The 12333-nt window shown below is 55.1% G+C and carries 12 protein-coding genes; 5 read left to right on the top strand and 7 right to left on the bottom strand.

Annotation, left to right across the window (positions count from 1 at the left end; translation table 11 throughout):
* Window positions 1-274 precede the first annotated feature (274 nt).
* From trhP to CC94_RS0111095, 4 genes are all read right to left on the bottom strand, one after another.
* Window positions 275-1612, bottom strand: a complete 1338-nt coding sequence (gene trhP, locus CC94_RS0111105) for a prephenate-dependent tRNA uridine(34) hydroxylase TrhP (protein WP_005369828.1) — start codon at window positions 1610-1612, stop codon at window positions 275-277.
* 137 nt (window positions 1613-1749) lie between these two features.
* Window positions 1750-1947, bottom strand: coding sequence for a hypothetical protein (locus CC94_RS23740; RefSeq protein WP_157203423.1), 198 nt, complete (start codon window positions 1945-1947; stop codon window positions 1750-1752).
* Window positions 1948-2047: 100 nt separating this feature from the next.
* A complete protein-coding gene (locus CC94_RS22355) occupies window positions 2048-3703 on the bottom strand; it encodes a TIGR03118 family protein (protein ID WP_051911472.1) in 1656 nt (551 codons plus the stop codon).
* A 606-nt stretch (window positions 3704-4309) separates the two neighbouring features.
* The gene (locus CC94_RS0111095; RefSeq protein WP_005369819.1) at window positions 4310-4852 is read right to left on the bottom strand and encodes a flavin reductase family protein; all 543 of its coding nucleotides are present in this window, start codon (window positions 4850-4852) and stop codon (window positions 4310-4312) included.
* Window positions 4853-5160: 308 nt separating this feature from the next.
* Between CC94_RS0111095 and CC94_RS0111090 the strand changes: the two genes are divergently transcribed.
* Complete coding sequence (locus tag CC94_RS0111090) at window positions 5161-5553, top strand: DUF4143 domain-containing protein (RefSeq protein ID WP_213069450.1); 393 nt, start codon at window positions 5161-5163, stop codon at window positions 5551-5553.
* A gap of 99 nt (window positions 5554-5652) precedes the next feature.
* Window positions 5653-6846, top strand: a complete 1194-nt coding sequence (locus CC94_RS0111085) for a CCDC34 family protein (RefSeq protein ID WP_005369817.1) — start codon at window positions 5653-5655, stop codon at window positions 6844-6846.
* A gap of 271 nt (window positions 6847-7117) precedes the next feature.
* On the opposite strand, the gene CC94_RS0111080 is transcribed toward CC94_RS0111085, so the two are convergent.
* The 3 genes from CC94_RS0111080 to CC94_RS21490 all read right to left on the bottom strand — a co-directional run bounded on the left by CC94_RS0111080 (window position 7118) and on the right by CC94_RS21490 (window position 8818).
* Window positions 7118-7984 carry a hypothetical protein gene (locus tag CC94_RS0111080; RefSeq protein WP_157203422.1) on the bottom strand — a complete coding sequence of 289 codons (867 nt, stop codon included), beginning with the start codon at window positions 7982-7984 and terminating at the stop codon, window positions 7118-7120.
* Between the two features lie 109 nt (window positions 7985-8093).
* A complete protein-coding gene (locus tag CC94_RS24300) occupies window positions 8094-8318 on the bottom strand; it encodes a hypothetical protein (protein WP_051040305.1) in 225 nt (74 codons plus the stop codon).
* Window positions 8315-8818, bottom strand: a complete 504-nt coding sequence (locus tag CC94_RS21490; RefSeq protein ID WP_215731676.1) for an FRG domain-containing protein — start codon at window positions 8816-8818, stop codon at window positions 8315-8317. Before CC94_RS21490 ends, CC94_RS24300 begins: the two co-directional genes overlap by 4 nt.
* Before the next feature lie 826 nt (window positions 8819-9644).
* Between CC94_RS21490 and dusA the strand changes: the two genes are divergently transcribed.
* Genes dusA through hemH form a run of 3 tightly spaced genes read left to right on the top strand, consistent with a single transcriptional unit; the run spans window position 9645 to window position 12176 of the window.
* Window positions 9645-10616 (top strand): tRNA dihydrouridine(20/20a) synthase DusA, encoded by a 972-nt coding sequence (gene dusA / locus CC94_RS0111065; protein ID WP_051911469.1) that lies wholly within the window; start codon window positions 9645-9647, stop codon window positions 10614-10616.
* A gap of 41 nt (window positions 10617-10657) precedes the next feature.
* Window positions 10658-11200, top strand: coding sequence for a GTP cyclohydrolase I FolE (gene folE, locus CC94_RS0111060; protein WP_005369809.1), 543 nt, complete (start codon window positions 10658-10660; stop codon window positions 11198-11200).
* 7 nt (window positions 11201-11207) lie between these two features.
* Complete coding sequence (gene hemH / locus CC94_RS0111055) at window positions 11208-12176, top strand: ferrochelatase (protein WP_005369807.1); 969 nt, start codon at window positions 11208-11210, stop codon at window positions 12174-12176.
* Window positions 12177-12333: the final 157 nt, after the last annotated feature.

Here is a 12333-nt window from a genome sequence, read left to right as displayed (position 1 = left end):
CAATGATTTTCTTTCCCGCCGGTCCGGGTCGAAGAAAACGCCGGACTGCCTAGCCGGTGCGCCCTACAAGAGCCGTCGGGCTGAACGAAGTGAAGCGCATCCCTCCGCTCATCCTATGCTCCTTTGTCAATTGGTTGAGGCACCGGTAGAGCCGGCTTTGCAATTCCCCGGCGCTTGACTTAACGGGATGATGCTCCCTCAAAGGATGCATGCCGAGCGGCCGGCAACCTGGCGCGGCCCCACCCTGCAAATTGCGGAGATACCGGACGGATATTCAAAAATATCTGGCCATCAGCCCATACCCTGCGCTCGCCGCCGGGATCGGTATTCTTACTTCATAGCCAGCCCCCGGCGCTTCCTGCATCTCCTGGCCGTGCAGGTCCTGCATCCGTTCGATCGCAATATCGCGGTTGCCTTCGGGCAGAATCAGTTCGACCCGGTCGCCGACCGCGAACTTGTTTTTCACCTCGATTTCCGCAAGGCCGGTGGCGCTGTCGTAACCGCGGATTTCGCCGCAAAATTGCTGTTGGTGGCTTTTCGAATAGCCGGTAATGTAGTTCTGGTATTCCTGGGTATGGTGGCGCTGATAGAAACCGTCGGTGTAGCCGCGGTTCGCAAGGTTTTCGAGCACGCCGAGCAGTTCCGGACGGAACGGGCGCCCCGCCAGCGCATCGCCGATCGCTTGCCGGTAGGTTTGCGCGGTGCGCGCGACATAATAGTGCGACTTGGTGCGGCCTTCGATTTTCAGGCTGTCGACGCCGATTTCGACCAGCCGCTGTACGTGCTCGATCGCGCGCAGATCCTTCGAGTTCATGATATAGGTGCCGTGCTCGTCCTCCATCACCGGCATCAACTCGCCCGGACGGTTTTCTTCTTGCAGGAAATAGATATTGTCGGCCAGCGGATGCCGCTCGCCGCCGCAGCCTCCGCTACTCAGATCGTGCATCGACAGCAAACCGCCGGCCGGCAGGTAATCGCCTTCGGCGTTTTCTTGGGCCGGCATCGTGTCGTATTTCCAGCGGCAGGAATTCGAACAGGTTCCCTGGTTCGGGTCGCGCCGGTTGAAGTAGCCGGACAGAAGGCAACGTCCGGAATAGGCGATGCAGAGCGCGCCGTGCACAAATACTTCCAGTTCCATATCCGGGCATTGCTGGCGGATTTCGGCGATCTCGTCCAGCGACAGCTCGCGCGACAGGATGATGCGCTCGACGCCGAAACGCTGCCAGAACTTGATCGTCGCGTAATTGACCGTATTCGCCTGCACCGACAGATGCACCGGCATCTCCGGCCAGGCTTCCCGGACCATCATGATCAGGCCGGGGTCGGCCATGATCAGGGCGTCCGGCCGCATCGCAACGATCGGCTCCATGTCCTTGAGGAAGGTCTTGATTTTCGCGTTGTGCGGAATCACGTTCGTCGCCAGGAAAAATTTCTTGCCAAGCCGGTGCGCTTCGGCGATCCCGATGCCGAGATTTTCGGCAAGAAAATCGTTGTTGCGCACCCGAAGGCTGTAGCGCGGCAGTCCGGCATACACCGCGTCGGCACCGTACGCGAATGCGTAGCGCATGTTTTTCAGGGTGCCGGCGGGAGAAAGAAGTTCGATTTTTTTCATGGAGTTAAAACAGGATTGGGCAATCGGCTATTTTAACTTATCGGCCGGCGTTCAGCTGGAAATTATAGGAATTTCAAGGTCAAAGACATCGATTTGGAACCGTTCGGAAGATGAAGGCAGGCAATCCGGCCATTCACTCAGAAATAGGCCGGATTGCTTAAAATCACAAAGATAGCAATATCAATGCGCAGCTCGGCCGCCGGGTACCGAGCTTCTTCAGGCGAATACCCGAAAACGGCAATTGCTTCCGAATCACCCCAGGAAACCGCCTTTCTTAAATTTAAGAAAGGCGGTCGCTTGCGAACAGGTATTGATGGCAAATGATCCGGCTGCACCGGGCGTTTCGGCCAGCGCCGAATTCGAGAGCCGTCGTCCCTGTGTTTTTAACTCGCTACGCCACCTGTGCTCCCCGAGCCGGCAGGGACTGTACCCAACTTACGCCGTTTGACCGGTTGCGCCTGTTTCACCGACAGCTCCACCCGTGGCGCCTGTTTCACCGGTAGCTCCACCCGTAGCGCCTGTTTCACCGGTAGCGCCGCCCGTAGCGCCTGTCTCACCGGTAGCGCCGCCCGTAGCGCCTGTCTCACCGGTAGCGCCGCCCGTGGCGCCTGTCTCACCGGTAGCGCCGCCCGTGGCGCCTGTCTCACCGGTAGCGCCGCCCGTGGCGCCTGTCTCACCGGTAGCGCCGCCCGTGGCGCCTGTCTCACCGGTAGCGCCGCCCGTGGCGCCTGTCGCTCCGGTAGCGCCGCCCGTGGCACCTGTCGCTCCTGTCTGACCCGTCCGGCTGACCGGTTCGATCTTTCCGTAAACGCCATTCGCTTCGCCATTCGGGCCTGCGGTAAAGAACAGGGTATTGGTTGGCTGATTCAGCACCCCGTTCCCGAATGCAATCCCCCACAAACCGTCGAGCGAGACTCTGTTGTTTCCGCCCTGGGTTCCTGTATTGGCTACATTAAGCAATGTACCGCGGAAACGGCCGGTCACCGGGTCGTAAGCATTGATGGAACCGTCGCCGAAGTTGGCTATCAGCAACGTGTTGCTGTAAATCCCGAAATTGGCGGGCGCCAGCGCCATTCCCCAAGGAGAGTTCAATCGTCCGCGGGCTGCAAAACGGCGAATCAGACAGCCATTCGCATCGTAAACATCCACATAACCCGCGCCGCGCCCGGGCATATCGTCCACCCGGTCCTGATCCTGCCTCGCATAAGTGACGTACAACACGCCACGGATATTCTGAATGCCGAACGGGGCAAATCCGGCAGGAATTCTCGCATCGGTAAAATTGCATCCCAGTTCCGTCTGCGGATCCACCCAATTGAAATCGCTGTCGAACACCTGGATTTTGCCATTATGGAAATCCGTGACATATAAATAATGGTCCTGCCCGTTGCTGGCCAGGGCAAGCCCTTTATAAACGGGCGCATCCTCGTCCGGCGGCACGGCGTTTTCGAGCACAACCGCATTATTTACATCGGTTTGATCGGACCACCCTGCCAAGTTGCCGCTTTCTGTCGCAAAAATAAAGCGGGCCGGATTGTTTTCCGTACCGTTGTTGGCGGCTGTCGGAAGATCAAAATCGACGGTATGATTGACAACAATGCCGGTAGGATCGCCGGCTGAGGGCGGCATCGTGATGAAAGGCAGGCCGGTAAACGCAGCCCCATTGCCGTCGTAAAGCGACGCCGTCCCGGTAGCGTTATTGGCGATCCAGGCCGGGCTATCGTGATTGAATGCCAGTCCCCAGGGATTTACCAGGCGTGAATCGGATTGATTGGTTACCAGATTCGTCACGCGATAACGGTTCAGCCGATTTTGCGGGATACCGATATTTTGGCCGGCAACACCCGCTGCACCGGCAGCTCCTGTGGCATTCAGGGCGCCTGCAGCGGTTGTATTGCCTTGGCTTGCGGCATTCTGTCCGGTGGTACTCTGGCTTCCCGCGGCCGTCGCGGTGTTGCCGCTCTGACCGGTGTTTTGCGCTTGCGCCGCGCCGGCGATAGCCCCGAGCGCAGAAAACTGAATACAGGTGAGCATGACTGCCCGCGTCAAAGGTTTAAACTGGAAAGGCGAATTTCGTTTATCGATCTTCATGATTCTTTCTCCTCTTAGGAGTTGCAGCCAAGCCGCAGCATATTCAAGATAAAGTTTTTATGATCCACAGCTTCCACGGGCATCAAATGTCCCTTTACTCTGGTAAATCCCAAAATTTTTGTGGAAGAGCGGAAGAAAAAATTTAATCGTTTGAGCCCTTGAGGTCTGTCTTATGCCCCACATAGAGGATCGTTATCGCTCTTGAATAAAGAGGCGGGCGATATACTTTGATTGATTTCCAACGCAAGACAACTGAATAGCAAGCTCCCGAACCGGGTGCCGCGCCATTTTGAAAGGACCAATGCCACGAATGCGCCAACCCGGCCGGACGATTGATGATACCTTATGAGTGAGTACCCGTTTCGGCATTGGATAAGGCTGCGCCGGACGCATTCGCCCTGCGATCGCAGTGCGGCGCGCAATCCGGTTTTAGCGATGCTTTCGACGTAACGCCCACGGCATGATCACTGGTATTGAGGCTTTAATGACGATTCGGGTAAGTTCGAACGCTTTTTTTGCTAATCGGCGAGTATCGGCTAAAAGCGGGTTATCGACCCTGTTCAAGGAACGGCGGTACACATTCGAAAACAGCCCGTCTTTTCCGCGTCAGAACCCCGCCGGAAGCTTCGAGCGCATCATTTCCCTCCGGTCCAATTTGTATCCGTCGACGACGAAGGTACCGTCCCCGACGGCGTGAAGGGTGCGCTTTTCTTCCCGTGATCGATCGAAGTACGCGGCGACACCTTCAAGCACAACGATGTGGTGCCTTTCGACGATATCGATCACTTTACATTCAATATTTGCCAGGCATTCCTTGACCAGGGGCGCTCCGACATATTTTCCCCGGAGGGGCGTCAGCCCGAACTTTTCAAATTTGTCCGTATCGGCGCCCGAACAGGTCCCCACCCCAACGACCTGATCGATCAGATCCAGAGTAGGAATAGCCACAACGCATTCTTTGGAATCCCGAAGCGCACGGTAAGAATAGTTCCAGGAACCCGTCGTGATAGCAAATTTCGGCGTAAAATCCATCACCATGGTCCAGGAAATGGTCATGAGGTTATGCTTCCCGCCATCCTGGGTCGTAATGAAGACAACCGGACCCGGTTCCAGCAGCGTGAAGGCTTTATTGATCGGCATCGTTTTCATGGCCGTCCCCCTACGGTTTACCACAGACTCAGACGGCTTAAACGCGCGATCTTGAAAGGGCTCGCAGCCGATAACGGCCAGAGTGATAACCGGCAAAAGCAATAAAATTGAAAATGGTTGTTTTTATCAAGCATCGCATGACCTCGCCGATTTATGCAACAAAACCCAGTAAAAATAGGAAAGTGCTTGCCAGAGTAATATGGCACCATTCGAACCAGCACCTTACCCGTTTTACGAATGAGTCACCGGTATAGTTTTCAATTTCATCGAACATTACAATTACGGAATTAAATGCCACAATTACAATGATGATTAGACGAAGATTACAAACCGAGCTCGAACAACTGTTGGCTGCTTATCCGGCCGTGGCGCTGCTGGGCCACCCGGTCTGCGGGCAAAGCTGGGAAGGCTTCGTGATCGAAAATTGCCTGGCCGTAGCGCCACCGCATTGCAAAGCCAGTTTTTATCGAACCAGTGCCGGCGCCGAATGCGATTTGCTGATTACCTTTCCCGATCAGAAGACTTGGACGATCGAAATCAAGCGCAATCTGGCGCCAACTTTGTCGAAAGGCTTCTATTTCGCGCAAAGCGATATCAAGCCGGAGGCCAGCTTTGTGGCCTATCCCGGACAAGAAACCTATCCCATGAATGAAACGGTGCAAGCCATCGGTTTGATCAATTTGATAGACCAAGAAAAATAAAATTACGATGAAAGCCGAATACCATTTGGCGGCAAATTATTTTGAAAGGCTCTGTCAGAAATGCGCCATGCCGCCCAAACCATTACTGAATAACATCTCATGAGTGAATACCAATATTACGAATTCAGAGCGGTCGATAAACCGCTCACGCCACAACAACAAGCGGAACTGCGCAGCCGCTCCTCGCGCGCGACCATCACAGCGACCAGCTTCATCAACGAATACCATTGGGGCGATCTCAAAGGCGACCCTCTCGACTGGGTGCAGCGTTATTTTGACGCACACGTTTATTCGGCCAGTTGGGGAACGTGCAGTTTGATGTTGCGTTTACCCCTTTCGGCCTTGGATAAGGATATGCTGGACCCATTCACTCAGTCTTCGCGATGCGGCGCGCAATCCGGCTTCCGTGATGCTTTCGGCGTAACGCCCACGGCCGATCACAGGATAGTGTATTGGGGCTTTAATGACGACTCGGGCGAATTCGAACGTTTTTGGAGTCAAGAAGACGGCCCGGGCTGGATGAGCAGTTTATTGCCGCTACGGGACGAGTTATTGCGGGGCGATACGCGGCCGCTCTACTTGGGCTGGCTGGCGCGAGTGTGTAACGAGGAAGTGGGCGATGACGATATCGAGCCACCCGTCCCGGCGGGCTTGCAAACATTGACCCCCGCGCAAACCGCCTTGACGGAATTTCTCCTGATCGATCCCGACTGGCTCGCCGCCGCGGCCGGCGCCAGCCCCACGTTACCCGATCGGGATACGATCGATCCGGAACGGGACGACTGGCTTGCATTGCAAACCCAGGAGGCCATGCGAGAAACGCTGCGTCTGCTGTTGGAAGGACGCAGCCAGGAAGCCGAGCGCGCATTGCGGCAGCGTTATCTGGCCTGGCAACGGGAACGTTCATCCCACCCCAAATCCTCTTCGCGCCGCACGGTGGCCGAAATCGATGCCGCATGTGAATGGGTCAGGAACCAGCGCCTTGAGATCGAACGACGGAAGCGCGAAGCCGAGGAAGCCAAGCGCCATGCCGAACGCAAGCAACGGTTGGAACGCCTGGCGGCCCATTCCGACAGGGTTTGGGCCGACATCGACCAAACGTTGCAACGCGGCACGGGTCATGCCTATGATCAGGCCCTGCAAACCATGAAGGATCTGGCCGAAGCCATGACCCAAGCCGGACGCGAAGCCGAATTTCAAGCCGGCCTCGTCAAGTTGCTCGGCGCCCACGGCAAACGCGGCGCCTGGATGAGGCGGCTGACCAAGGAAGGAATCCTGAAAGGAGAAATTTGACGGTGCAACAAACACCATCCCGCTTTATTTAGGCCCGGCACCTATGGGAAATGAAAGCCGAGGATACTGATGATTTCGATGGGGAAAAACCGGCTTGGCTCTCCAATCATCAAGGTCAGGGCCGTAGGATGTGCTGAACGAAGTGAGGCGCATCGTTCGCGTGAGAAGAATTCCCTCGATCGATGCTCATCGTGCCTCGGCACATCCTACGCTTGGCGCATCTTACGGGTTTGCGAGGAAGCCCGAGGTCAGGTTCCGGTTGGACGAATGGTTATGCTTTTTTCTCTTTTATGAAACTCCTGAACACAGTCTTAGCCCTTTCGTGCATGTCCTTCCAATTCGAAAGATCCGATGGCATGTGATGGAAGTAATATGAGAATTCGCCGTCAAAGAACATATGAGTACATTGATACCCCATACTGTCAAAACAGCGAATTAAAGTCTGCGTGGATCCATCTTTTTCTTCCACATAGTACTGGACTGTGGTCGAATCACTCTTTCCACGTACCTTCTCAACTATTAGACCATTTTGCAGTGCTTGCCCTTCTACTTGATGATCTTTATCTGCTCGTAATCTCCATGACTGGATTAGGGGACTGTATCCAAAGCCTACATCCAGGCCAACGGTAGGCACTTTTCGAAAGTCCGGTTCCAAGACCGGCTCAAATCGAGGAACAGCTGCCGAAAGAATCAACATCTGAATTCCCGCAAATGATGGGATATTGAAAGTCGGACTGTACTCCTTTGGAATTTTGAATTTGTAGCCTGCGTAACTGAACGAAACCCTACTTTCGTCTTTGTATTCAATCTCTCCCAGCGAGTCCAAAAAATTCTCCCTAGGATTGCAGAAGATAGGCGGATTTCCATAGGCGCCTTCTTCGAAAAAATTGCTCTTGTATGACCAGTGGTATAGCTCCTGACCGCCCATATCATCAACAACGAGCTCCGCGTGATTCAGCGGGCCATTGCCTTTCATGCGGAAGCCAGCCAAATCAACGGAGCTGGAGATTTCCCTATATGCGGTTGATGTCGTCGCGATCTGTATGCAATACGGATTGTCATTGGCGATAGTCTTGGCGCTATTTCTTGCCGAATACATCACGGTAGCCGAGAACACCACCAACAAGGCGATTGCCAAAAACGCAACAGTCAGCAATTTACTAAACAGACGCTCTCCAAAATGCTTAACGAACGTGGAAGCCGCCGAAGACGGCTGTAGCGTTTCCGGTGCAGCGAAGGGTTAGCCGTCACTTGGGTGGCTCTATTGGTACGAGGCCAATGAGATCTTCGAGGGCCTTCTTGCACACAGCCTCGACAGAAGGCATCAGCTGCACCGCAGAAATGCCCATGAGGGAGAGCTCCCGGATCACTTTCGGTCTTTCGCGAACATCAAGTTCGTACTTCGTCAGGAATTTACGCCCTTCAGATTCATTGAGGCGGATGTGCTGTTCGATATCTAGAACGTTGGTCACCGTAAAGCAACCTTGTTGAACAGCGAGCTTGTGATTGCCCACCTGGCGCGGCCGCAGTACTGAGACGTGCGGCGTGAAGTCGGCGAAATCGTAGACTTGACCTCCTGATTGAAGGCAAAGATGGCAACGCGCTCGGACTGTGGCTTGAAATGATTCACGCCCTCGAACGCGAAATACGCGGCGATGTACGGTGACGCGGTCCAATCCAGCAGCGGAGTCGGAAAGCCGTTGTGCTGAGCGAACGCAAGAAACTCTGCCAAGCCCAAAGAATGCTTTAAATCCCATGAGCGTCCGACCCATGCCTCAAGCGCGTCATGCACGCGTGGGAGCATGTAGTCCGCATACCCTTTCAAATCGGGAATGGAGCGAACCAACGCGGTTCGGTGCACAGAGGAAACCAGACCCCAGCTCGCAAGTCGCTGTCCGCGATAGATGACCGCGCCATCGAGCTCGAGATCGGATGTGGCGATCGCTTTATACTCGGCCCAGGAGATCTTCATTTGGCAGTTCGCAGTCGTGACGGCTAACGTTTGAGTTCACCGGTTGCCATAGGCAATCCAGTGCAACGAAGGGTTAGGGGGCTTTTCCTGTCATGTGAGATTGAGACCACCGTCTGCAACTATGACTTCGCCAGTCAGATAGTCTGAACGTACGATCATGGCGGCAAGGTCAGCGATATCTTCTGGTCCTGATTTCATTGCAAACTAAAATTGAAAGAAAAGTCTGGAATCCATGGATTGACTAGGCGGGATAGCATGCATTTTTCTCATGATAAACTGATTAGGATAATTCCAAAATTCAAACTTAAAATGACTAAGATAGCGATTTTTACAGACATTCAAAGATCAACATCAATAGACCGGTATGGGTCGTTAATCCCCTTTGAGGAATACGGATTTCATGCCAATGCAGCGTCCCCTTTTGTTTCAAGGCGTGATGCCTATACCGAGAGTTTGAGGGCAAAAAAACGTCAGCACGAGAACTCGTACATTCTTTATGAAAGCCAGTTGCCGATATGGGTAACATTGGCTCAAATCAGCAGAGTGTTTAAAATACCGTGACAGCTAATGATCCGGCTAAACGAAATGCCGCCTGATCGTTCCCTCGCTCGACGCTATATATGATCCGTCATTCCGGCAGGAATTGCCGGAATCCAGGCCGCATGGATAGCTTAAGACTCGTCATCCTTGGCACCGGATACCCACTTCCCGGCGAGCATGACGCTACTCGCGCATAATGATGAGCGCTTGGCGTGGAAACCATGAGGGAAGTGATGATTGACCAATATCCTAATTTACCAAGTCAAGAATATTCAAGATTTTCTTAATGAATAAATCACATAGGTTCTGCGTTGCCCCGATGCTGGACTGGACCGACCGCTACTGCCGCTTTTTTCACCGCCTGATAACGAAACGGGCGCTGCTCTATACCGAAATGATCACGACCGGGGCGCTGCTGCACGGCGACCGGCAACGGTTTTTACAATTCGATTCGAGCGAGCATCCTCTGGCATTGCAATTGGGCGGCAGCGATCCGGCCGATTTGGCCGCCTGCGCGAAAATGGCCGAAGACTTCGGCTACGACGAGGTGAATCTGAACGTCGGCTGCCCCAGCGACCGGGTGCAGAACGGCCGCTTCGGCGCCTGTCTGATGGCGGAGCCGGAACTGGTGGCCGAGTGCGTTGCGGCGATGCGGAACGCGGTGTCGATTCCGGTGACCGTGAAGTCGCGGATCGGAATCGACGACCGGGACTCCTACGAGGAGCTGGCCCATTTTATCGGCACGGTCGCCGATGCCGGCTGCCGGACCTTCATCGTGCATGCCCGCAAGGCCTGGCTGAAAGGGCTGTCCCCCAAACAAAACCGGGAAGTGCCGCCCTTGCGCTACGAGATGGTTTACCGCCTGAAGCAGGATTTTCCGCCGCTTCGGATCGTGCTGAACGGCGGCATTACCACGCTGGAACAAGCGGAAGAAGCATTGCGGAATGGCGTCGACGGCGTGATGATGGGGCGGGAGACGTATCACAATCCTTATATTCTGGCCGAAGTCGACCGGCGCCTGTTCGGCATGCCGGCCGATGCCGTCCCGCGCAGCGAGATCGTCAACCGGCTGATGCCCTACATCGAGCGGCAACTGGCCGAAGGCGTGCGCCTGCACAGCATCACCCGGCATATCCTCGGCCTGTTCCACGGCGAGCCGGGCGCGCGTTCCTGGCGCAGGCATTTGAGCGAAGAGGCGGTCAAATATGGCGCGGGCGCCTCCGTTGTCCGCGAAGCATTAAAATTCACCGCACAATGATGTTATACTGCGGAGATCCTGTATTTATTGAGAACTGAATCGTGGAAGAATATTTCTCGAAGATTATCGCCGCGGTGGGCGAGGACTTGACCCGCGAGGGGCTGATCGATACCCCGAAACGTGCCGCCAAGGCGTTCAAATTTTTGAACAACGGTTACCAAAAAAACCTCGACGAGGTGCTGAACAATGCGGTGTTCACGGCCGATACCGAAGACATGGTGATCGTGAAGGACATCGAGCTGTATTCGTTGTGCGAGCACCATCTGCTGCCGTTCATCGGCAAATGCCATGTCGGCTACCTGCCGCGCGGCAAGGTGCTGGGACTCTCCAAAATCGCCCGGATCGTCGATATGTACGCCCGCCGCCTGCAAATCCAGGAAAAACTGACCAAGCAGATCGCCGACGCGATCGAGTATGCGGTCGATGCGAAAGGCGTCGCGGTCGTGATCGAAGCGAAGCATCTGTGCATGATGATGCGCGGCGTCGAAAAACAGAATTCGGTGATGACGACCTCGGTGATGACCGGCATCTTCCGTAAAGAAATGAATACGCGTTCGGAATTCCTGAACCTGATCAACCGCTAGCCCTAGCATGCCCCCGAAAAAAACCGGCGTCTTGCTGGTCAATCTGGGCTCGCCTGCGGAACCGACCGTCGCGGCGGTCCGCCGGTTTTTGGGCGAATTTCTCCGGGACCCGCGCGTCGTCAATCTGCCCCGGCCGTTATGGTGGCTGATCCTGAACCTGTTCGTGCTGCCGCTTCGGCCGCGCCGGTCTTTTCTGGCTTACCGCAAGATCTGGGATAAAAAAGGCTCGCCGCTGATTTATCTGACCCGGCGGCTTGCCGAAAAAATCGCCTCCGCACTGGCGGCGAAAAATATCGCGGTACGCGAGGCGATGCGCTACGGCGAACCCTCGATTGCGAGCCAATTGCGGGCTTTCAGGAAAGCCGGCGTCGACCGCGTATCGATACTGCCGCTGTATCCCCAATATTCGTCGACCACGACCGCCTCGGTCTTCGACGCGGCGGCCGCCGAACTGATGCAGTGGCGCCACATTCCGGAAATCCGCTTCATCGGCGATTATCATCGGGACCCCGGCTATATTGCCGCGGTAGCGAATTCGATCCGGCAATACTGGCATCTGCACGGCAAACACGAACGGCTGCTGATGTCGTTCCACGGCCTGCCGGAAATGTTGACCAAGCTGGGCGATCCGTACTTCACGCATTGCGAACGGACGGCCGCCGCGATCGCCGAACAGCTTTCGCTGCAGGATCACGAGTGGCAAATAGTATTCCAGTCGCGCTTCGGCAAGGCCGAGTGGCTGAAGCCGTATTGCCTGGACACGCTGCAGGAATTGCCGAAACGCGGCGTCAAAACAGTCGATATCGTCTGCCCCGGATTCGCGGTCGATTGCCTGGAGACGCTGGAAGAGATCGCGATCGCGAACAAGCAAGCCTTCTTGAAGGCCGGCGGCAGCGCTTATCATTATATTCCGGCGCTGAACGACTCGGATGCGCATGCGGACGTACTCGTCAATTTACTGCTGTCGAGCGATTGAAGAAAAGCGCCGGGCACTTGCCGAGCTTGCAAAGCGGCTCGTGATTTGACAAATTCTCCGCAAACGGCTTACTTATACCCGAAATATTTGAAGTGGTCGTAGCCTCGATGAAGCTTTGCGGAATCGAAGGTGCCGGACTTCGAGATTTCCCGGTTCG

Source organism: Methylomicrobium agile (assembly GCF_000733855.1).
GTDB lineage: Bacteria > Pseudomonadota > Gammaproteobacteria > Methylococcales > Methylomonadaceae > Methylomicrobium > Methylomicrobium agile.
This window is presented reverse-complemented; position numbering and strand designations above follow the sequence as displayed.

Excerpts from the sequence above, each read along its gene's own strand:
- trhP (WP_005369828.1), bottom strand. The coding sequence starts at position 1,612 with ATGAAAAAAATCGAACTTCTTTCTCCCGCCGGCACCCTGAAAAACATG.
- CC94_RS22355 (WP_051911472.1), bottom strand. The coding sequence starts at position 3,703 with ATGAAGATCGATAAACGAAATTCGCCTTTCCAGTTTAAACCTTTGACG.
- CC94_RS0111095 (WP_005369819.1), bottom strand. The coding sequence starts at position 4,852 with ATGAAAACGATGCCGATCAATAAAGCCTTCACGCTGCTGGAACCGGGT.
- CC94_RS0111090 (WP_213069450.1), top strand. The coding sequence starts at position 5,161 with ATGATTAGACGAAGATTACAAACCGAGCTCGAACAACTGTTGGCTGCT.
- CC94_RS0111085 (WP_005369817.1), top strand. The coding sequence starts at position 5,653 with ATGAGTGAATACCAATATTACGAATTCAGAGCGGTCGATAAACCGCTC.
- CC94_RS21490 (WP_215731676.1), bottom strand. The coding sequence starts at position 8,818 with ATGAAGATCTCCTGGGCCGAGTATAAAGCGATCGCCACATCCGATCTC.
- dusA (WP_051911469.1), top strand. The coding sequence starts at position 9,645 with ATGAATAAATCACATAGGTTCTGCGTTGCCCCGATGCTGGACTGGACC.
- hemH (WP_005369807.1), top strand. The coding sequence starts at position 11,208 with ATGCCCCCGAAAAAAACCGGCGTCTTGCTGGTCAATCTGGGCTCGCCT.